This window comes from Bacillus sp. Y3, assembly GCF_008123875.1.
Taxonomy (GTDB): domain Bacteria; phylum Bacillota; class Bacilli; order Bacillales; family Bacillaceae; genus Bacillus; species Bacillus altitudinis.
This window is the reverse complement of the sequence record NZ_VSSC01000005.1, coordinates 129,639-150,989: the sequence shown is the minus strand read 5'-3', so window position 1 is coordinate 150,989 and position 21,351 is coordinate 129,639. Positions and strand designations below refer to the sequence as shown.

Below are 21,351 nucleotides of genomic sequence, written 5' to 3'. Positions count from 1 at the left end.
TCCATGTTAATATTCCTAACATTTCGTTGACACATAATATAACATGACATATAATAAATTTAAGCAAAGAGGAGGAGACAGTTGAGATGAGTGATAACATTCGCCGCTCAATGCCTTTATTCCCAATTGGGATTGTCATGCAGCTAACAGAATTATCTGCAAGACAAATTCGCTATTATGAGGAAAATGGTTTAGTATTTCCAGCTAGAAGTGATGGGAATCGCCGATTATTTTCTTTCCATGATGTTGATAAATTACTAGAAATCAAAAACCTCATCGAACAAGGTGTAAACATGGCAGGAATCAAAAAACTTTTTGCCAAAGCTGAGGCAGAAAATCCATCGTCTGAAACAAAGACAGAGGAGAAAACCACAGCGAAGCACAACTTGACAGATGATGAACTCAGGAAGCTACTGAAGAAGGAACTCATTCAGGCTGGACGTTTCCAACAAGGAACGACCTTTAGGCAGGGGGATATGTCAAGGTTCTTCCGTTAACCAATTAGCAAAAGCATTGCTATACACATTTTACCTTTTGTAGGGGAGGAGTTTTACGAAATGGCAAAGTACACAAGAGAAGATATCGTAAAATTAGTAAATGAGGAAAACGTAAAGTACATCCGTCTGCAATTTACAGACATTCTCGGAACAATTAAAAATGTTGAGATTCCTGTGAGCCAGTTAGAAAAAGCTCTCGATAACAAATGTATGTTTGATGGTTCATCTATTGAAGGGTTTGTACGTATCGAAGAATCAGATATGTACCTATATCCAGATCTAAACACGTTTGTTATTTTCCCTTGGACAGCAGAAAAAGGTAAAGTTGCACGCTTTATTTGTGACATTTATAAGCCAGACGGAACACCATTTGATGGAGACCCTCGTAACAACTTAAAGCGTATCTTAAAGGAAATGGAAGAACTAGGATTTAGTGATTTCAACCTTGGACCTGAGCCAGAATTCTTCTTATTTAAATTAGACGAAAAAGGCGAGCCAACGCTCGAACTAAACGATAAAGGTGGATACTTTGACCTTGCACCAACAGATTTAGGTGAAAACTGCCGCCGTGACATCGTGCTTGAGCTTGAAGAAATGGGCTTTGAAATTGAAGCGTCTCACCACGAAGTAGCACCTGGACAGCATGAAATTGACTTCAAATATGCAGGCGCTATCCGTTCTTGTGATGACATTCAAACGTTCAAACTCGTTGTGAAAACAATTGCGAGAAAGCACGGACTTCATGCGACATTCATGCCAAAACCATTGTTCGGTGTAAACGGATCTGGTATGCACTGTAACCTATCATTATTTAAAAATGGTAAAAACGCATTCTTTGATGAGAAAGCAGACTTACAATTAAGCGAGACGGCTAGACACTTTATCGCAGGTATTGTGAAGCACGCAACAAGTTTCACAGCGGTCACAAACCCAACGGTGAACTCTTACAAACGTCTTGTACCTGGTTATGAAGCACCTTGCTACGTAGCATGGAGTGCACAAAACCGCAGCCCATTGATTCGTATTCCAGCATCACGCGGCATTAGCACACGTGTAGAAGTACGCAGTGTAGACCCATCTGCAAACCCATACCTTGCACTAAGTGTATTACTTGCAGCAGGTCTAGACGGAATCAAAAACAAACTAGACGCACCAGCGCCAATCGACAGAAACATCTATGTCATGGACAAAGAAGAGCGCCTTGAAAACGGCATCGCTGACTTACCTGCAACACTTGCAGAAGCACTTGAGCTGCTCAAGTCAAACGAAGTCATGATCAACGCACTAGGCGATCACTTATTCGAGCACTTCATCGAATCAAAAGAAATCGAATGGGATATGTTCCGCACCCAAGTACACCCATGGGAACGCGATCAGTATATGTCTCAGTATTAATAAAGAAACCCCTTGGAGCCATTGGCTTCAGGGGGATTTTTGTTTTTGTGGGTGTTTCTTATATTTTAAAATGAAGCAGGCACCACCCACCATTCACCCACAAAAAAGTGATAAAAAACCACTCCATTATCTTGGAGATATACTCTTCATAATTATTCATTGAATCTGTGTCTATTTTTTCTAGTATGAGGTCCAAGCCAACGAAGCTGTACCTATGCAGAAAGATGAGAAGCAGCTACTAATGATTAGATTGCCCTCAAAGTGTGCAAGACGATTCTGACGAGAATGATTAAAAAGAAGAGGAAGACGGGGCTGCCTAAGATGGCACGCAAACGATCAAAACGGTGGTTCCTACTTTATCGCTTAGAGGATGGACATCGTGTTCATCTCTATGAACTGCTTAGTCGGATCAGGAAAAGGTGGAGGATTATCAGATGAAAAACAAATTCTTAGAAGGAGACTGGATTAAAGCATCTAAGAAAGGAAAAAGAGAACAACTTAATAAAGCAGGTTATGTACTTAAAGTAGCCGAGGATGATATTTTAGTAAGGTTCCTTAGTGGTAATACTTTGGTTGTTCCAAAGTCTTGGGCTGAAAATTTGGATGAGGCACTTATTGTTGTAATATCATCGGTTGGGAATTATGGGTTACAAGAAAAGAGTGATATACTCTAGCCTGCTAAATTTGAAGGTGTTATTGCTGTAGGAGCATTAAATATGAACGGTGATATATGGAAAGGGACAACTGTAGGTAATGGCCTTAAATGTGTTACTTCCGGGGCATTATATAAAAAGTTATTCAAAAGATGGTTCTTTTTTATATAGTAGTGGTACTTCAATGGCGGCTGTCTACATGGCAGGTCTTGCTGCTCTCTTTTTTGAAGAATATTCTTCTTATAATAAATCCACAATCTCTAAAAAATCATGGGAAAAAATCAAAAATTCAGATAAAATAAATGGGTATTCAGTTATGGATACAGTTAAATTTTTTTGAGAAACTAGGGTTTATATGAAGAATAAGCTTATTTTAGTAGTACTGTCTTTTATTCTATGTTTTCCGCGGTGACTCCAGCATATTCTTAGAGCGTAACTTCACTGAATAGTGAACTTGTGGTTAGTGATCAATTGATTGAACAAGATACGAGGATACCAGTATAGATGTTTCAAACTTTAATAAAGAATTTGACTTTCTTTTGAATGATCCAGTATTTATTGAAATAGAAGAAACTTTAGCGTTACAGAGTCAGAATGCTGAATTGAAAGAAGACAGTGTAACTGGTCAGTGGATACCGGTGGTGGCTGCTGCTTTAAGATTATTAATTTCTCAAGTTGGAAAAAAGGGAATGCAAAAAGGATGGAAAGTAGCTAGACCATATGTGCAGAAAGCATTAAAGGCGCCTCAAAATCGTATTATTGATGGCCCTGGATCAGGAGGGCGCATTATACAGGTACGTAGCAAAAAAACCACTATTCAGACTAGATTATGCACCTATAAAACATGGAAGACCTGCTGTTCTGCATTATCATGTTCCACCAAATCTAAAAGATCATCATGTTATTTTCTAAAGGGGAGATCAACGTTGCTTAACTTAGACGATACAATGCATTTGCATGTAGGCTATTATGAAAATGATTTAGATTATGAAGGAGTGTTTTTAAAAAGTTTAGATTCAGGGAAATGGTTATTGTTTTTTTATCAAGAAAGCTATGGTATAAAACTTGAACAAAAATATGAAAAATATGATGATTTTGTTTTGTTGGTTGGAGAGTATAATATTGATGATGAAGATATTGAGGATAAAGGTGATGCATTGTTCGAACAATTTCTAAAAGAAAATGGTTTAATAAAAGCATAGCGTTTTTGTGTGATACGTTACAATAAATAAAATGATATAGAAGAAGATATCTTTATCTGTTTAAAGACTGTTATGTAGACTTTAAAACTTTTCTAGAAGTATATTGATTCTGAAGGCGATGCGTTTTGGGAATAATAGAACCAAAGTGTCCATGTTTATGGGCACTTTTTTTATTTTCATTGCCGAGAAAAAGCGAACATGAATATTTTGTCCAGAAAGAAGAACCTGCGGACGCTGATCATTGGGCGCTTTAAGTGCCACACAATGGGTGTCCACTTTTATGTTGTGTTTTTTGTATCTTTACTCCTATTTAATGACAGCCATCACGTTGGTAAAATTGACCTTGTTAATGGATAGAAGGGAGTGACTTCTTCTGGGGAAGATACTTGATGCTAAAGCACTAATCAGTGCCATGGACGCAAGGGCGAAACATTATCAGGAACTCCGCGAACAAATGATTGATTTAAAAAAGGCACTACAAGGCGTGGCAAACCTCGGTGATGATTTCACTGGAAAAGGTGCGGTTAACATTAAAAGCTTTTATAAAGAACTAGCGGGTAATGTAGACATGTTTATCAGCTTTATTGATAAGCAAAAAGCGTTCCATGAAGGTGTTTCTGGTACGCTTGATGATACGAGCTATGGCGGGGACACCTTCGTAGAAGAACACTTTTTAGACTATGGGCATCAAAAACGCCAAAAGCATTGTGAAGGATCAAAAAAATGCTCTTAAAACGATTTTTGAAGATATCGATGACCTCATTTCACTGGAGGTATTCGATAGCAAAACCAAGCCTTATTCCGCAGCGTAAGGAAGGTGGGAAGAGGGTAACACTTAAGCATTTCCTCCAATTATTGAAAGGGTCGAAGCACTTTTAAAAGCATGTCCGTTATCTTTGAGTACCCTGAAGATTAAAAAGTACGCAACTTCTGAATGGGAAGTTGCTCTATGTTATTTACTCCTAAAATAACTCAAGATGGCATTTATAATTAAGGTGATCACAGATGCAATCAGTAAAGATATACTGATTGCACCCAGTCCTAAACCTTCCCACTTTCCTACGAAAAAACTGATTAATAATAAGATCATACTGATGAAGATGAGAATTGATGGTATTCCATACTGTAAAGGTGCATTCTTTCTTTTAAAGATAACAGAAACAACAAGTATAACGATCGTAAGGATAACTGTTAGCAGCCAAAATGATGACATTTATTGACCTTCCTTCTTCTAAAAATATATGAAATTATTTTATTTCCTCATCCATTACTTTCTTATACTTTTCAAATTCAGCATCTTTCATTTCACCGTTCATTTGTAATAAAAAGTTTCCTTTTGAATAGGTGTGAGAGAAGAACATAGATCCAGCATTGCCTAACTCATCATAATAGGATTTCGCCTGCTGTAAATCAGTTTCATTTCCAAATTTAAAAATCCTTCCGCCAGCATTTTTACCTAAGGAAGGAACGAGAATTCTTTTTCCTTCTTCTCTTATATTTCCAAACTCTTTTTGTTTAAGATCGGATGGTTTTTCTGCTTCAAGCCCAGCACTTTTAAAAGCTTCAATAATATTGGCTGTCGTGAGCTGTTTTTCATTTGATGCTGCGCTACTGCAAGCTGTTAGCATCATTAAACAAATAAAAATGAATATAGATAATTTCTTCATATTGGATCCTCCTGATTTTTAGGTGCAAAGGAAATTTTACATGAAGTACCTTCTTTTTACTATCGTTTCGACAAAAATAGACAACGTGAATGACTAAGTAACTAATATTCTTCTTTTATTTTGCCTAAATTGTTAAATATACTTAGCAAGATGGTATACTTATGTGCATATTTTACTAGGAGGCATTCATCTTGAAATCATTTTGGGAAATAGACGAGGAAGGTTACTATACGTTAAAAAAGATCAACGAAGCAGAGATAGCTAAAGCTGAAAAGAAACTTGGTGTTACTTTTCCAAATACATACAAAAAGCTCATATTAGAACAGAATGGTGGTTATACCATTCATAATGCTTTTCCAACCACTCACTCTAATTCATGGGCTGAGGATCATATTCAATTTAATCATCTTTTGGGAATTGCAGAAGATGAGGGGATTATGGATAGTGCCTATTTAATAAAAGAGTGGGAGCTGCCAGAAGGGCTTGTTTTGATTAACGGGGATGGCCATACTTGGGTAGCGATGGATTATCGAAAAACGAAAGAGAATCCTGCAATTCATTATTTTGATGTTGAGATGGAAGAAGACTTTAAATTAGCAGATTCCTTTGATGAATTCATTGAGGGGCTTTATACAGTTGAATACACTGCCGATGAGAAAGACGTAACTGAGTACGAATACGAAGAAGATGAGGAGGAACATATAACTAAAGCAGAACTTGAAGCGATCTTAGACAAAGAAGCAGCTAATCCAGCCGATATTCATCAAATTACTAAATATCCGTTACAAGATTTAGAAGAAGTAGAGTGGTTCTTTAAAAGAATAAAAAGCTATATTGAATCTGTTAAAGATGAAGACGTTCTTTATGAAGTAGCTGCAAGCATTGACACAATCCTTATATTAAGAGTAGATACAATGCCAAGTAACGATATTATAAAAAAGACATTATTTGAAATTGTAGACATTTTTGAAAAAACTGAAATTCCTCAGATAACTGTAACAGCTGGAAATTTCGCTGTTAATATTGATTTTTTAGATTAAGGCAAAATTAGAGCATGTAGAGTGTACTGTATAGGGTGAATTTTCAAAGAGTGAATGAGAACGGATGTTTAATTATCTGTTTTGAATTCATTATAATATAATTTAGATTGACCCCTTCGTGAACCTGGCTGAAACTCAGTCAGGTCTTTTTATATCAATTTCAAAACAATATGTTGTGAATTTCTTTTTAAAAAATGAAGGTGTTCAATCTAAAAGAAATAAGTATCAAGTCCTTTCTGGCTACTCTCTCTTTTAACCAACTCTTATAATTGCATACCATTCAATTATTATCATATTTGCGGGATACCGAAAATTTCTATTATGAGCAGATTCACTTTACATATGTTGTAAAATGCGTGTTAGAATTATACTAGGGATTTGTTTAGAAGGGGGTAAAGGAATGTCAGGATTAATTGCCTCTCAGGAGGTAGGAAACATGTTAAACACTTGGAATCTTGCGATACAAAAAGGGGATTTATCGGCAGCTATAGAAATGCAAGATGACATAGACAGGGCAATTGATTTAATGGAAGAAAATCAAGATATTCTTTTGTACTATCAACTGTTGAGCTTTAGGCTTAAGCTGAAACTTCAGAATATTAGCAGAAATTTAGATAAGCCATTCTTTCAGCGGAATGCTCCAGACGAAAAAGAAGAAAAAACAAATAAACTCATGTCATATTACTTCTACTTTTATAATGGGATCTATCATGACTACTTACAAGATTATGATAAGGCATTAAGTTACTTCAGAATAGCTGAAAAAAAGTTGGCTTATGTTGATGATGAAATAGAAAAAGCTGAATTTCATTATAAAATCGCAGTTCTATTTTATGATTTGAAAATGACCTTTTTATCAAAATATCATGCACAAATTGCGTGTGACACATTTAATGCGCATGAAACATATATCAAAAGACAGATTAACTGTAGGATGCTACATGCGTTAAACTTAATTGATCAATTTGAATATGATAAAGCAAGAGCTCTTTTTAGTGAAGCTGAGAATATGATCGAAAGTATTAATGACAATCATTTAATCATTCATCTATATTACAATATGGGTTTTCTAGAAAGCAAAAAAGAAAATTTAGAAGAAGCATCAGCACTATTTAGGCGCACGTTGAGTTATAAAGAGATCGAAAATCAAGATTTATTGAAGATGAGATGTTTATATGAACTTTCTAGAATAGAAATCTCCAGTAAAAGTAATGACGCGATTGAATGGATAGATCTAGGCATTTCTTTATCAGAACAAGTCAACCATAACGTTTTTCAAATAAAATTTAAATTGTTAAAAGAACGATTGTATGAAAAAAATCACTCTCAATTGAACAATATAAACAATCTGTGTTTAGAGCTTGAAGAGAAAAGAGTATGGGTTGATTTAGAGGAAATTCTGGTTGATGTGGCGAAATATTTAGAGGGGAGAGGCTTGCTGAAACAATCATTAAATTACTATAAAAGAGCCTTACTCGCAAGCCAGTATGTAGGAAAAGGAGTGAATTAATTGAAGAAGTCGGTTTTTATTACATTTTCACTAGTTGTGGTAGCTCTAGGTACACTTTTCTTTACAAACGGTTTGACTCAACCTCTACATGAAGATGTCCAAACAGTTGCATCAAGAGGTAGCTCTGGAGGTTAATTGGTTAAAAAACGATAAAGTGGATTAAAGCGTCAGACTTCTTATGGTATTCTGGTAAAAGAATATGCCATAAAGGAGTCTTTTTTATATTAGATGCTCCATTTAATTTGATGGCAGCGTATAAAGATACTAAAAAAACAAATGAATTATTTAAGATTTTTAAAGAGGAAACTTTCAGTGTCCGTTAGAGGAATCTGGGTATTACCCAATTTCACTGTATATATGCGAGAGCTGTATAAAGTATGGGATTCTGAAAAGCTGAAAAAATGTATGAAGAATTTCAGGATGTTTTTATGAAGAAAGAGAAGAAAACCATTTGAGGTAAAAACAAATATAGTACATACTTTCAATTTTATTACTTAACTCCTAAATATGGAACTGACTGTAGAATGTTAAGACTGATTGTTTTATAATTTCACGGTAACATAACGTAATTAAAAGTATAAAACGTAAGTGAAAGTATATCGGGGGATTTGGATGATAAAAAAAGAAGTTTTTCAAATAGTTTTGTTTACAGTCCTTTTGACTATTTTTCTTTATCAAGGTGTACAAAGAGATTTTACTTTTGAATATCTGCTTACATTAATTGCGTGCTATGTTGCTGTAATAGTTTATAGAATTATAAAAGTAATGAAATATAAAAAGGAGCAAAGTACAGTTAAGTAGTTTGAGCTATTTTTGTTTGCGGTGTCCGCAATCACTATTGGGATCAGACGTTTGAGGTCATGGCTCTTTGGCATGTTGACATTAAGAATTATATAATGAACTAAATTTAATTTCGGAGGTGCTTTTATATGTCTATTCAAGTAGACGATGATGATGTTTTAGAGATGTGTAATATATATGCTCAAGAAACTCATCACAGAGAAGCATTGATTTTAGGAAACAGGAAGGGTCTATTGGAATTAAAAAATGCGATAGATCAGGCTTTAAAAAACGGTAGTGCTGTTGCAAATTTATACCCATCTGATTTTGAAGGGTATGAAACTTGTATTGCTCTAATGGATGATGAAAAGCAGTTTGAGAAATTAATTACTCCTTATGTAGAGGAATATACACAAGATGATGATGCGATTGATCCAATTGATATTATTAAAGAGTACGATTCCAAAAAAGAAAAACCCTTATAATAGAGTTTTTCTTTTATTATTTAGTGGAGTATAGTTTCACCTTTTTTAGCTTTGTGTTTACTTGGTATTGATGCTCTAAGAGCATGGGGTATATGGATTGGTAGTCTTGTATAATATAGTTCAAATAGAGTTTAATATTTAATAATTGTTCTTCCTAAATGTTGGCCATTTTTAATGGCTTCAATTGTTTCAGGTAACGTATCGAGAGTAATCTCATTGACTAGAGTCGTTTGGGCGATATTCCATTCGTTTGCTATCTCGTTCCAAATGACTTTGCGTTTATTGATTGGTACATTTACAGAATCGATCCCTAGAAGGTTGATCCCTCTTAAAATAAAAGGTAACACAGTTGTTGTTAATTTAATTCCACCTGCATTCCCGCACATGCTCATGCTTCCACCATAAGAAATTTGAGGGATTATGACAGAAGCCACTTCTCCTCCTACGGTATCTAAGACGAAGTCATATTTTTGCTTGTTTAATGGTTTTTTGAGCTCTCCTAACTCGTTTGCAAAAATGACATCAGTTGCTCCTAAAGATTTTGCAATGTCAACTTGATGATCTTTACGCACTAAAGCATGAATATTTTTGTACCCAATTTTAGATAATAATTGTATCGCGATGCTACCAACTCCACCAGTTGAACCTGTAACGAGTATATGAGGTTGATTTTTTGTATTCATTCCATTTTCCTGTAAAGCCATGATCGAAAGAGCGGCTGTAAAGCCTGCTGTTCCAAAAGTCATTGCTTCTTTTAAAGTCAAGTTATTTGGCAAAGGAACAATCCAATCCGCAGGTACTCTAGCATATTCTGAAAAACCTCCAGTGTGGCTCATGCCCATAGCGAAACCTGTGACAATCACTTGTTGACCTTCTACGAAACGATGATCTGTTGTATGAACGATCGTTCCACTTAAATCAATTCCGGGAATCATCGGATAGTTACGAATAACACCTCCATTTTTTTGAACAGCCAGCATATCTTTATAATTGATTGAAGAATATGCAACTTTAATTAATACTTCTCCTTCAGATAAATCATTCACACTTACATTTTGAAGATCATAACTCACTTGATCATTTTTTTCTGTCACTAGAATCGCTTTAAATGAATCCACTATTTATCTTCCTCTCTAAAAATATGTTATGACAAAACATTTCTGGCACAAAAGTATTTCAATTAAAAAACTACCATGATATTATAGGTAAAGTCAATGTGGGGGAGATAAAATGGAATTATCAGAGTGCATAAATTTTTTACTAAGTGTTAGTCAAAATAAAGTGTTTAAGTACTTTAGTAAGCTTTTAGAGGAATGTGATTTGACACCCGCTCAATATGGTGTGTTGAACTGTTTGTGGAGAGAGGGCCAGCTATCTCCTAAACAAATTGGAGAACTTGTGTATTTAGAAGCCTCAACAGTTTCTGGAATTTTAGATAAAATGCAAAAAGCGGACTTAATTGAACGCACAATAGATCCAAAAAATCGAAGAAATATTTTAGTAGAGGCGACTCAAAAATCTTTAGCCATTAGAGAAAAAGTTGAAGCAGCAACAATTGAGCTGAACAATATAGCGCTCCAAAACTTGTCAAATGATGATAAGGTTGTGCTAAAAAAAGCATTGTATACAATTATCAATAACTTTCAATGATGGTTTTTTTTAAAACAAGTTACTTATGTATCAAGAGGTAGCTCTGATAGATAATTGGTTAAAAAACGATAAAGTGGATTAAAGTGTCAGGCTCCTTATGGTATTCTAGTAAAAGAATATGCCATAAAAGGAGTCTTTTTTATATGAAAATATTAGATGCTCCATCTCTACTATCAGCTGTAGAACAGAGGTCGAAAGCCTATCATGAGCTTCAAGAAGAAATGAAACTTGTGAAAAAAGCATTAAAAAGTGTGTCGGGCTTAGGTGATGAATTTACTGGAAAAGGTGCAGACAATATCAAATCTTTTTATGAGGATCTTGCGCTGTACACAGACACATATCTTGATTTTATCGATATGCAGAAAGCTTTTTTAGATGGGGTGAAAGGAAAGCTTGATGATGAATCATTAGGCGGGAGTACTTTTATTGATGAGCACTTTTTAGACACTCAATTGAAACAAGGGATTCAGAACAATAAAGATATGGTCAAAGAACAAAAAGAGGCACTTTCCACTATTTTTGACGATATTAGTGATTTAATTGAATTACATACTTTTTCAAGTAAAGAGGTCAATGAACATTTAGACGATGCGAACAAAAAAAGAAAAGAGACCATTGAAGTTTTACATCAAATAGACAATGATTTGAAAACGGAATACGCAAAGTCAGAAGCGGTTGAGAACCACCTCAACACTTTTTATGCAAAGATGATGGCTGCTACTGGAAAAGGAAAGAATGCTCAGCCAATGTATTATGATGCAAAAGCATTTCATGAGACAGACGTGTACAAGAACCATGATCAAATTGATGCTCAAGTAAAAGCCTATTTAAAGGTGAAAAAAGAAGAAAAAGAAAAACGAAGAATCAAAGAACTGAAAGAAAAGCTCAATGATCCTTCGTGTCTATCAGAAGCGAAATACTTTGAGATTGTAGATGAGATCGGTTATGAGAATCTCACATATGATCAAAAAATGTATTACAGCCAGCTTCTCCAAATCAAAGCACAGGAAGAAGCATCGGAGGTGTTCATTGATAGTGTAAAAGGTGCTGCAGTGGGTCTATATGATGTGGCAAAAGATACGGTAGTTGGCATCTACGATCTTGTAACAGACCCTGGGGGTGCCATAGAATCAGTCGTAACGGCTGTTTCACATCCAATTGAAACATCGAAAGCGATTGGAAAATCGATTTCAGACTCATTCCAAAAAGAAGTCTTAAATGGTGATGCGTATTCTCGGTCACACTGGTTCGCCTATGCGACTGGTTCTCTTGCAGAAATTGTCTTTGGTTCTAAAGGGGCAGGAGCCATCACAAAAACAGGGACAACAGCGGCCAAAACAACAGTGAAGAAAGGCCTTGAACAAGGAGCAAAATCATTAGATAGAGTCTCTATTCCGAATCTATTGCCATACTCACCAAAGTTTCAAATGGCTGGTGGAGGGAAACTCCCTTATAACGTGTTTGACGGAGAAAATCTCAAAAATAAACTCCTCTCCATGGCAAAGCGTCTAGACAACAACTCAGGATACGGAATCTCTAAGACAGGCAGACGCTTACCGGCACCAAAATCACCACCGACTGTTGTCAGTTACGGAGAGCACTATGTGCGATGGAAACGCAAAAAGGTATTAAAACCGAATGTCGTTTATTCAACAAAGCAAGGTTACACCTACACAACAGATCACTATGGCCGCATTGTCAAAGTCGAAGCAAGTGATTTAAAATACGGAGAAGTCAAAAGAAATCAATATGCTCAATCCAATTCAGGTAAGCCGGATCGATTGCTGGATGATGATGGAGGGCATTTAATTGCATCTATTTTTAAAGGGTCTGGGGATATTGATAACTTACTTCCGATGAATTCACAGATTAATCGTAGTGGCGGGAAATGGTACAACATGGAGCAGGAATGGTTGGCTGCACTCAAAGAGATTCCACCTAAACATGTAGAGGTAAGTATTGAGCCTATTTATCAAGGTGATTTGCTAAGACCTGATAGTTTTTTTGTGGAATATAAAGTAGGAAAAAGTTATGTTCAAGAATTTATCAAGAATCAACCTGGAGGTTAAAGATAATGGAATCAATAGAACACTATTATAAAAAGATAGCAGAATCAATTAATGAATTAATACCATATGATTGGGATAAAGTTTGGATGTATGCAGAAATCCTTGATGATTCGGCTGGAATTACATTTTGTTTCAACGAGACTAATAGTGAAGAGTATGTTTATGGACATGAAATTCCACTTAAATATAATGTAAGTAAGTCAACATACATTCATTTATTATACGAACTAAGTAAAACTTTTGAAGAATTGAAAAAAGCATATATACAAAATGATTTAGGTGCTTGGACAACAGCTACCCTACAATTAGATAAAACAGGGAAATTCTCGATTGATTATGGCTATGAAGATATTTTATCTATAGGGCTTTATGGTATCCAGAGAAGAGCCGTCTGGGAGTATAAAACGTTCGGGTTTTTACCAGAAGACGAGAAAGATAAAGAGGCTGTGCTAGATTATTTGAAAAATAAAGAAGAAAATAACAAATAGCAAATGACCCTCCAAATAAATGAAGGAGGGTTTTTGTAATATTTGTTTTCATCAGAATTTCTCATTTCATCTGTTTAAACCGATAAACCGTCACTTCACAATCGCCAAGAACCTCTTCCATCATCTCTCGAACAATCGTCCAATCGCCGCCTGCCAAGCCGCAGCCGATCCCATAAGGAATGGCGATAGAATGAAGGGGGTTCTTTTCATTTGGATTTGTCACTGTCTGTTTTAGATGTTCAAAGCAGCTGCGTAATGCGTCGTCATCTGTTTGTTTTGTTTTTCTTCCGTATCCAACTTGGGCGAATAAGTTGGCAATGGTTTTTCCGTCGCTCGTTGTGATGAGCTGAACGGAGCTTAATAAATCATCTCCTTGTTCTGCACATAACCGTTTATAATCTTTATACACATTGGGATATTTGCTTTTGATCTGCTTTGCTAACCCTGCTCCCATGACACCCTTACAATTCACTTGGTGACAGATGATGTCTTCTTCTGCGTCTAAGATATTGCCTTCTACCGTTTTGATCATTTTAAGTCATCCCTTTTCAATAAAATGCAAACTTACGTTCTATTATATCAGTTTTGATGACATTATGTTTAAAAAAATGGATACGTTCATACGATCAAATTGGCAAAAATAGTCCATGACATCTAAAATAGTGAAAGATAAAGAAAAAGTAGTAAGGAGAGTCTTATGGATAAAATAGAAACAAATCGTTTAATTCTTAGACCATTTCGTGATGAAGATGCACCCGGAATGCTTGCATACTTGTCTCAACCAAGAGTGAATTGTTTTCTGGATGATCAAATCTCTACATTAGAAGAAGCGGTCGCTAAGGTGCAAAAAAGAAAAGTATATCACTCTTATATGGCGGTTTGTTTAAAAGAAAGTCAGTTGATTATCGGTGAATTGTTTCATTTAAAAGATGAACCGGACACGTATTCGATTGGCTGGAATTTTCATGCATCATATGAAGGAAAGGGATATGCCCGTGAAAGTGCTGAAGCGCTCTTGTCATATCTATTTGTCAATAAAGGGGCAAGGCGTTTATATGCATATGTAGAGGATGACAATGATCGATCTCAAACATTATGCGAACGTTTAGGTATGAGGAAAGAAGGCTTCTTTCTTGAGTTTGTTTCATTTACTACAAATGAGGATGGGACCCCTAAATATGAAAACACCTATCAATATGCTTTGCTGAAAAAAGAATGGGAGCAGTATCATTCTAAATAGTGCTTTGTTTCTTGGTATCCGAATGACAACGAAGTGACAAAAATGTGAGATGACCCCTTTATTTTGTTCGCTCGATCGATGTCACGGTCTTCTTTTTTCATTTATCCTTTTCCTAAACGAAGCAAAAGGAATGAAATGAGATGCAGGAGTTTAATGAACGGGTATTTCGGTCGATTAATCAGCTTAGTATGAATCACGATGTCTTAAATCCAGTTGTTATTGGATTGGCTGAATATTCAGTGATGTTCATTGCAATCATGTTTTTGATCATGTGGTTTCAAAACCGAAGCAGAAAAAACAGATGCATGATGATATCTGCTGGGTTGACTTTTATTTTGGCAGAGATGCTAGGGAAAATCGCTGGGATCTTTTATTCCAATCAGCAGCCCTTTGCAGAATTGAATCATGTTAATCTTTTAATCGAAAAGGAAGTGAACAACTCTTTTCCGAGTGATCACACCATTTTTATTTTTTCCATTTGTATGGTCTTTTGGCTTTTCCACAAGCGTCATATTTATTGGCTTTTCATTGCCTGCGCTGTAGGATTTTCAAGGATTTGGGTAGGTGTTCATTATCCATTTGATGTGTTGGCAGGTGCTGTGATCGCCTGTTTAACGGCGGTAACGGTTGTTTATTTGCCGCTATTCCAAAAGGGCGTTAATGTACTTTTGTCAGGCTATGAATGGGTGGAGCAGAAATGGGCAGGAGAGAGAACCAAATAAAATGTAAGTCTCACGAAAAAACACCCCAATCTGTTATGAAATCAGATCGGGGTGTTTATTATTTTCGCCAAAATGTGGAACAATCTGCTTTGTCTTCAATGTTAAATTCGATGATTTTTTTAAGTAGAGGATAGTCAATCGGTAAGCTTTCCTTCATCCGAAACATCTTTTTTCCATGGTCATAACCAGCTTGTACAATATCTGGTGAAAAGTGATCAATCCCTTTTCCTTCTGGCGCAACAGAAATGTGGTGTTTTGCGACGCTAAATCCGATAATAAATGTGCCATGATCTGTGAACATGGGCTGATTCCAAGCAATTCTTGGCTCTAATTGAGGGAATGTGTCTGAAATCCATTGTAAGATGTCTTGCGTGCGCTGTTTCAGCTCTGGATTACCGATATTGCTTACATATTCTTCAAAAACCTGCATTGTTTTCATCCTCCATATTCATCAAGCCTCAGACGGGATTCGAACCCGCACTCCTTTCGTAAGCATAGGCTAGGGGGCAACACGCTTCCCTACGGAATTTCACCGACAGGAGTTTCACCTGTCTCAGCTCATTTGCTTTTCGGTGCTTCTGAAACCCTTGCCTTGCGACCCGCTAGCTACAATTGTTTTACGGCGCTCTTCCCTTCTAGAGCTACTGAGGCACGGAAGTTCTTGTTCATATTATATAGAGAAACTTGAAAAATGAAAAGCTATGCTCATCATCTAATCCAATCGCACAAAATAGTCAAAGGCACATATGATAAAAGACCATATAGTTATGTATACAGCATGGAATTGGGCTGATTGAAAGTGACAAACCTGTTGATGAGTAAACTAAAAGAGATAAACAATCAAACAAAATTAGAAGGCTTTACTCACAAACGTTCGATGAGTTCTCCCTTTTTGCTCACCATGGAAGATGGGGAACCTTTTTACTCATGGGTGTTTTTTGAAAGAAGTGTGTTTAAGACTTGCTATTTTTCTTTGAGCTCTATCAATGAAAAGCAGAATTGTGTGCTGTTGGAACTTCTTGTACCGTGCTGCAATAGATCAACATGCTGTCAAAAAGTTTTGTATCGATCCAGTTCGAAAATTCTTGTAGATCTTTCTTTTTTATGTGGAATGATTGAAGTAGAGCTTCCTGTATATGATGCGCTTATTTTAAAAAACATAGAATCTCACCACATCTTTCTTTGTTTTTCCACAACGCCCAGTTCGGTGGAAGTATGGCGGAATGGAACAAAATTTCTCAATACGGCAACTGTTGTGTTGCATCATCAAGATCATCAGGATGTACCAGTCGCAATTAGGATTCAAACTGGTACATTTTGTTATGATCTTCTTGTCCAAAAAGGAGAAAGTCGTGCGATTACTGTGAAAGATGTGAAATTTATCTTGAAATCTCCATCAACTGAAAGTGTGCAAGCACGATTAGACATGCAAATCAACATGGTGCAAAGAAGAAAAATAAAGCTTTGAAGCTGTGATAATCGCACAATCTTCAAAGGTAAATGGATCATAGTCTATCAAGACTAGGTTGAAGGAGGGTTAAAATGGCTATTTTAGGCGGATGTAGTAATGAACAAGCGGGCTTTGTAAATGATGCAGTATGCTTCACACTTGATTTAGCAGCAGCAGCTGATGCAGTTGTCGTCTGGACAGATGGAACACCTTATGTCATAAACGGAACCATCATGGTGGAAAACAATGGGATTTTGGCTGTAGCACCTACCGTGGCTTTAGAGGTAAACGGTACAGCTGTTCCTGATTTCACGGTACCGCCAGGAGAGAGTCGATCCATTACGCTCAGTGATCTGAACTCGATTGGGATTTTAGCTACTGGTGGAACCTCGACTGGAAGTATTGTCGTTTCGTTTTCTCTCAATTATCAGTATTAGTGTGTATGTCTTGAAGATTCCACAGTTTGAAAGTAGTGTGAGACATGTGCGCCCAACTTAATATGTGTGGAGGAATAACTGGTCCAACGGGAGCCACGGGTTCAACAGGAATAACTGGTCCAACAGGAATAACCGGCTCAACTGGTGCTACGGGTTCAACGGGAGTAACTGGCCCAACCGGAGCCACGGGTTCAACGGGATTAACCGGTCCAACTGGAGCCACGGGTCTAACAGGAGTAACCGGCTCAACGGGAGCCACGGGTCCAACGGGATTAACCGGCCCAACCGGATCCACGGGTTCAACGGGAGTAACCGGCCCAACCGGAGCCACGGGTTCAACGGGAGTAACCGGCCCAACCGGAGCCACGGGTTCAACGGGAGTAACCGGTCCAACTGGAGCCACGGGTCTAACAGGAGTAACCGGCGCAACCGGGGCCACGGGTCCAACGGGATTAACCGGTCCAACTGGAGCCACGGGTCTAACAGGAGTAACCGGCGCAACCGGGGCCACGGGTCCAACGGGATTAATCGGCCCAACTGGATCCACAGGTCCAACGGGATTAACCGGCCCAACGGGAGCCACGGGTCCAACAGGAGTAACAGGCGCAACTGGGGCCACAGGTCCAACGGGATTAACCGGCTCAACCGGATCCACAGGTCCAACGGGATTAACCGGCTCAACCGGAGCCACAGGTCCAACGGGATTAACCGGCTCAACGGGAGCCACGGGTTCAACAGGAGTAACTGGTCCAACGGGAGTAACTGGCCCAACCGGATCGACGGGTCCAACGGGAGTAACTGGCCCAACGGGAGCCACGGGATCAACGGGAGCCACAGGTCCAACAGGAGTAACCGGTGACACAGGTCCAACCGGTACTAGTTTTACAACTAACTCGATGTACGCATCCAATACGTCGGGAAGTACGGTGCTGGTTGTTTTAGGCGGAACGGCAGTGACGCTGCCTAATAACCAAAGTTTAGATGGATTTACCGTAAGTGGTGGTAATACGGTGTTTACTGTACCTGTTTCAGGGCGGTATTTTATCACGTATCAAGTAAATACAAGCGCTGCACTTCTGGCAGGAACAAGGGTGATTAACAACGGAACACCCATAGCAGGGTCTATTTTAACACCTGCTTTATCTACATCTACCTACAATGTATCTCTCATTACAACACTTGCAGCAGGGAATCAAATTTCTCTTCAAATATTCGGTTTAGTCGCAACCGTAGTATTACTTGGCGGAGGATCTGTTGGAGCGGCATTAACCATTATCAGATTGGAATAAATCCAAAAAGCCCAATAAGGGCTTTTTTTTCAATTCAACCGTGTCCTTTAATAGAAAAAAGACGGAATTTTTAGTGTATACATCATTGACTAGGAGAAAGAAACGCAACAACGAAGGAATCGGTTATTGAAGATTCAAGTGATTCATATTAAAATGATGTCAAATGGACTAATTAGCAATTGCTAATAGAAGTTCCATATTTAGTGAAATCATGTGGTGTAGCTGAAGGTGATTGGGGGTGTAGAATGAGCAAAGTTCCTGTGGCGGAATTGGCATCACTATTAAATGACTGGAACATGGAAATCAAAAAAGATCATGCAGATGAGGCAGAACGGCTATTTGCTAAAGCGAAACAAGCAGTAGAGGAAATTGATGATGCTGACATCCTCATGTATTATTCTCTTCTAGAGAAAAGGCATCATATTCTGATGTACAATTTAAGAGGGCAAAAAGGCAATGTTTCAACGAAAAGTATAGAAGGCCATTATGGGAATAAAGATGATGATTTGTCTAATCGCCTTGCTTACTATTTTGATTTTTATGAGGGTGTGTATGAACAGCATCAGGGGAATTATGAGGTTGCATTACAGATGTATCAAAGTGCGGAAAAGCTCTTAGATAAAATTCCAAGTGAAATTGAACGCGCTGATTTCGATTTTAAGGTCGCGTGGCTTTACTATCGCCTGAGTCATATCATGCTTTCATTAAGTTATATTCGCAGGGCTCTACACGTCTATAAACGTCACAAGCACTATGAAAGAAGAACTGCACTTTCATATTCTCTTATTGCAGCCAACCTTACAGAGATTGGCAGGTACGAAGAAGCGCTTGAGAATTATCGTTTGGCGGAAGAGGTTTTGACAAGCGAACAGGATGACTTTATGCTGGCTCAGCATCACCATAATGTGGCCATTTTATATTCATTTTGGAATAAACCGAAAGAATCCATACGACATCTTGAAAAAGCATTGTCTCATCAAGAGTATTATGATTCTGATTTCTTTTTCCATTCTACGTATCTGATCAGCCGGGAACTCTGTGTGATTGGTGAAAAGCAGCGCGCAAGCCAGTATATAGAGGCTGCATATGCACGAATAAAAGATGCTTCTCATGAAGTGTTTCAGCTCAAAATAGGCATCGTACATGATCTTTACTTAACGAATGTGCCACAAAGATTTCAGCAAATTAATGAGAAATTAAGAAAGTTAGAAGAAAAGAATGAATATCATGAAGTGAAAGAGCTTTCTCACTTTGCTGCAAAGTATTGTGAAAAGCAAGCACTTTATGAGCAGTCTGTTTTTTACTTGAATAAAAGTTTAGAAGCGGATTTACATATGAAAAGAATGGGGTTGATATAAGATGAAAACAGGATTAAAAGTATTATTCGTTGTGGGTTTAGCGGTCGCTGCGGCTGTTTTAACTGAAAATGTAGTGGGTTCTTTCGAAGTAGCAGAAAAAATCATTGGTGGTTAATCACCCAATCATATCTCGCCCTTGTTGATGATCATCAGCAAGGGTTTTTTATATGGGTGAAAATAGGCTCTTCTTATTAAACGCTGCAAGAACGTTTAATAAGAAGAATTCGCAACAAAGGGGGTGTGCAAATTTGTTACCTGCTCCATTATTCTAAATAAACATAGGGCAGAGCAACAAGTTAAAAAGGTCACCTTTCTTTGCTTAATTTAATTTTTTGCAGGACTTTTCATTCAAATTTTATGAAATTGGTCTATTGTACATAGAAATTGTTACAAAAGAGGGAACACCGCTCCATTTGTCATGCATATGATGAGATGAAGTGTAAGTTGAAGGCAGGTGATTGTATGGATCCACGGGTGTATGGAGGCTTTCATGGCGGCGGTTTTAGCGGCGGAGCAGTGGGACCTCATATTGGCTTTGGCGGGTATTATGTGAGCCCTGGCGTGTTCTCGGGCTTAGGAGGTTACCCTGGATATGGAGGGTTCGGGACGTTTTCTGGATATTCTCCATATGGCTCCACATTCATTATGGGGCGTCCTCCTGGTTTTTATGTAAGAAGTTATTAATGTTTCATCACAGTGGTTGAAATAGCCATCTAAGATTGGCTATTTCAATTGGTGAAAGTGCTTAAATGTAGCTGTGATCACGATAACCCCTAGGATGCAAATAGGCAGCCAAATGATGATAAACGGATCGTACGCATCTGTGTATGCTGCTAAAGCAGCACCTAGGCAGTAAAAGACAATAGATCCAATTCGCAGAAAGCTCACATGCTGAATAGGGGCTTTTCTTTTTTCCCGATTTGATAAGCGCTGCGCCAAATCTTCAAATAAGTTAGCAAGTGTACTCGTTAAAACTGTTGTAGAAATGCCAGCGACATTTAATTTGCGTGCGGCCGCCGTTTGCATGCCCATCGCCATACTTAAAAGGATAATCAGCATAAAATAAGCACCTTGCGTATAAGGAAAAATGGTCATAAGAGCAAATAGAAGCAAGATGATGACTTCTATGATAAAGATGCGTGTAACGGCTTTTGGCCAAAATGTTTTTTCTTGTTTTCCACCTATGACAACAGCTAGTAAAACACCTAGAACAAATCCGCTAAGTGCCGTGATGGAATGAAGAGCGGTTAACTGCAATGAACTGCCTGCTGCAATGCCAAGCAGTACAATATTTCCCGTCATATTTGCTGTAAACACATGCCCCAGGCTTAAATAGCCGATAACATCCACTATTCCTGCGGTAAGACATAAGAACATCAGTGCAATGTTTCGTATTGAGTGTGCGGTCAAAATGGTCAT

General features: G+C 37.7%; 24 protein-coding genes and 1 pseudogene. 19 read left to right on the top strand and 6 right to left on the bottom strand.

Annotation, left to right across the window (positions count from 1 at the left end; all coding sequences use genetic code 11):
* Window positions 1-86 precede the first annotated feature (86 nt).
* The 6 genes and pseudogenes from FXF70_RS13080 to FXF70_RS13055 all read left to right on the top strand — a co-directional run.
* Complete coding sequence (locus FXF70_RS13080) at window positions 87-497, top strand: MerR family transcriptional regulator (protein WP_007499423.1); 411 nt, start codon at window positions 87-89, stop codon at window positions 495-497.
* A gap of 60 nt (window positions 498-557) precedes the next feature.
* Window positions 558-1,892, top strand: a complete 1,335-nt coding sequence (gene glnA / locus FXF70_RS13075; protein ID WP_007499421.1) for a type I glutamate--ammonia ligase — start codon at window positions 558-560, stop codon at window positions 1,890-1,892.
* 434 nt (window positions 1,893-2,326) lie between these two features.
* Window positions 2,327-2,566: a hypothetical protein gene (locus FXF70_RS13070; RefSeq protein WP_148780383.1), complete on the top strand. Its 240-nt coding sequence runs from the start codon at window positions 2,327-2,329 to the stop codon at window positions 2,564-2,566.
* 79 nt (window positions 2,567-2,645) lie between these two features.
* Window positions 2,646-2,885: a S8 family serine peptidase gene (locus FXF70_RS13065; protein WP_148780382.1), complete on the top strand. Its 240-nt coding sequence runs from the start codon at window positions 2,646-2,648 to the stop codon at window positions 2,883-2,885.
* Window positions 2,886-3,084: 199 nt separating this feature from the next.
* Complete coding sequence (locus tag FXF70_RS19285) at window positions 3,085-3,747, top strand: DUF3986 family protein (RefSeq protein ID WP_235690794.1); 663 nt, start codon at window positions 3,085-3,087, stop codon at window positions 3,745-3,747.
* A 412-nt stretch (window positions 3,748-4,159) separates the two neighbouring features.
* Window positions 4,160-4,538, top strand: a pseudogene (locus tag FXF70_RS13055) (T7SS effector LXG polymorphic toxin); the annotation flags it as partial.
* A 161-nt stretch (window positions 4,539-4,699) separates the two neighbouring features.
* Here FXF70_RS13055 and FXF70_RS13050 read toward each other — a convergent pair.
* Window positions 4,700-4,960: a YesK family protein gene (locus FXF70_RS13050; RefSeq protein ID WP_035700867.1), complete on the bottom strand. Its 261-nt coding sequence runs from the start codon at window positions 4,958-4,960 to the stop codon at window positions 4,700-4,702.
* A 34-nt stretch (window positions 4,961-4,994) separates the two neighbouring features.
* Window positions 4,995-5,414, bottom strand: a complete 420-nt coding sequence (locus tag FXF70_RS13045; protein ID WP_148780381.1) for a stress protein — start codon at window positions 5,412-5,414, stop codon at window positions 4,995-4,997.
* A 191-nt stretch (window positions 5,415-5,605) separates the two neighbouring features.
* Here FXF70_RS13045 and FXF70_RS13040 point away from each other — a divergent pair, with 191 nt between their 5' ends.
* The 3 genes from FXF70_RS13040 to FXF70_RS13025 all read left to right on the top strand — a co-directional run bounded on the left by FXF70_RS13040 (window position 5,606) and on the right by FXF70_RS13025 (window position 9,229).
* Complete coding sequence (locus tag FXF70_RS13040) at window positions 5,606-6,454, top strand: SMI1/KNR4 family protein (protein ID WP_148780380.1); 849 nt, start codon at window positions 5,606-5,608, stop codon at window positions 6,452-6,454.
* 400 nt (window positions 6,455-6,854) lie between these two features.
* Window positions 6,855-7,964 (top strand): response regulator aspartate phosphatase, encoded by a 1,110-nt coding sequence (locus FXF70_RS13035; protein ID WP_148780379.1) that lies wholly within the window; start codon window positions 6,855-6,857, stop codon window positions 7,962-7,964.
* A 929-nt stretch (window positions 7,965-8,893) separates the two neighbouring features.
* Window positions 8,894-9,229, top strand: coding sequence for a hypothetical protein (locus FXF70_RS13025; RefSeq protein ID WP_148780377.1), 336 nt, complete (start codon window positions 8,894-8,896; stop codon window positions 9,227-9,229).
* Between the two features lie 131 nt (window positions 9,230-9,360).
* On the opposite strand, the gene FXF70_RS13020 is transcribed toward FXF70_RS13025, so the two are convergent.
* Entirely contained in the window at window positions 9,361-10,347 is a 987-nt protein-coding gene (locus FXF70_RS13020; RefSeq protein ID WP_148780376.1) for a YhdH/YhfP family quinone oxidoreductase, read from the bottom strand.
* A 112-nt stretch (window positions 10,348-10,459) separates the two neighbouring features.
* On the opposite strand from FXF70_RS13020, the gene FXF70_RS13015 reads away from it, so the two are divergent.
* From FXF70_RS13015 to FXF70_RS13005, 3 genes are all read left to right on the top strand, one after another.
* The gene (locus tag FXF70_RS13015) at window positions 10,460-10,879 is read left to right on the top strand and encodes a MarR family winged helix-turn-helix transcriptional regulator (RefSeq protein ID WP_148780375.1); all 420 of its coding nucleotides are present in this window, start codon (window positions 10,460-10,462) and stop codon (window positions 10,877-10,879) included.
* Window positions 10,880-11,022: 143 nt separating this feature from the next.
* Entirely contained in the window at window positions 11,023-12,948 is a 1,926-nt protein-coding gene (locus FXF70_RS13010; protein WP_148780374.1) for a T7SS effector LXG polymorphic toxin, read from the top strand.
* Between the two features lie 5 nt (window positions 12,949-12,953).
* Window positions 12,954-13,436, top strand: a complete 483-nt coding sequence (locus tag FXF70_RS13005; RefSeq protein ID WP_148780373.1) for a TIGR01741 family protein — start codon at window positions 12,954-12,956, stop codon at window positions 13,434-13,436.
* A gap of 61 nt (window positions 13,437-13,497) precedes the next feature.
* Here FXF70_RS13005 and FXF70_RS13000 read toward each other — a convergent pair whose 3' ends face one another.
* Entirely contained in the window at window positions 13,498-13,968 is a 471-nt protein-coding gene (locus FXF70_RS13000) for a macro domain-containing protein (protein WP_108611278.1), read from the bottom strand.
* A gap of 165 nt (window positions 13,969-14,133) precedes the next feature.
* Between FXF70_RS13000 and FXF70_RS12995 the strand changes: the two genes are divergently transcribed.
* Both FXF70_RS12995 and FXF70_RS12990 read left to right on the top strand, forming a co-directional pair.
* On the top strand, window positions 14,134-14,676 hold the full coding sequence (locus FXF70_RS12995; RefSeq protein ID WP_148780372.1) for a GNAT family N-acetyltransferase: 543 nt from the start codon (window positions 14,134-14,136) through the stop codon (window positions 14,674-14,676).
* Window positions 14,677-14,816: 140 nt separating this feature from the next.
* The gene (locus FXF70_RS12990; protein WP_148780371.1) at window positions 14,817-15,398 is read left to right on the top strand and encodes an undecaprenyl-diphosphatase; all 582 of its coding nucleotides are present in this window, start codon (window positions 14,817-14,819) and stop codon (window positions 15,396-15,398) included.
* A 58-nt stretch (window positions 15,399-15,456) separates the two neighbouring features.
* Here FXF70_RS12990 and FXF70_RS12985 read toward each other — a convergent pair whose 3' ends face one another.
* The gene (locus FXF70_RS12985) at window positions 15,457-15,828 is read right to left on the bottom strand and encodes an iron chaperone (RefSeq protein WP_057079498.1); all 372 of its coding nucleotides are present in this window, start codon (window positions 15,826-15,828) and stop codon (window positions 15,457-15,459) included.
* A 384-nt stretch (window positions 15,829-16,212) separates the two neighbouring features.
* On the opposite strand from FXF70_RS12985, the gene FXF70_RS12980 reads away from it, so the two are divergent.
* From FXF70_RS12980 to FXF70_RS12960, 5 genes are all read left to right on the top strand, one after another.
* On the top strand, window positions 16,213-16,866 hold the full coding sequence (locus FXF70_RS12980) for a CotZ-related putative spore coat protein (RefSeq protein WP_035392640.1): 654 nt from the start codon (window positions 16,213-16,215) through the stop codon (window positions 16,864-16,866).
* A 74-nt stretch (window positions 16,867-16,940) separates the two neighbouring features.
* Window positions 16,941-17,285, top strand: a complete 345-nt coding sequence (locus FXF70_RS12975; RefSeq protein ID WP_148780370.1) for a DUF3992 domain-containing protein — start codon at window positions 16,941-16,943, stop codon at window positions 17,283-17,285.
* Between the two features lie 44 nt (window positions 17,286-17,329).
* Window positions 17,330-18,574: a collagen-like protein gene (locus FXF70_RS12970; protein WP_187424771.1), complete on the top strand. Its 1,245-nt coding sequence runs from the start codon at window positions 17,330-17,332 to the stop codon at window positions 18,572-18,574.
* A gap of 245 nt (window positions 18,575-18,819) precedes the next feature.
* A complete protein-coding gene (locus tag FXF70_RS12965) occupies window positions 18,820-19,932 on the top strand; it encodes a response regulator aspartate phosphatase (protein WP_048003261.1) in 1,113 nt (370 codons plus the stop codon).
* Between the two features lie 462 nt (window positions 19,933-20,394).
* Window positions 20,395-20,616, top strand: coding sequence for a hypothetical protein (locus FXF70_RS12960; protein WP_008343948.1), 222 nt, complete (start codon window positions 20,395-20,397; stop codon window positions 20,614-20,616).
* 39 nt (window positions 20,617-20,655) lie between these two features.
* Here the strand turns inward: FXF70_RS12960 and FXF70_RS12955 are convergent, their stop codons facing one another.
* Entirely contained in the window at window positions 20,656-21,351 is a 696-nt protein-coding gene (locus tag FXF70_RS12955; protein WP_035700895.1) for a YoaK family protein, read from the bottom strand.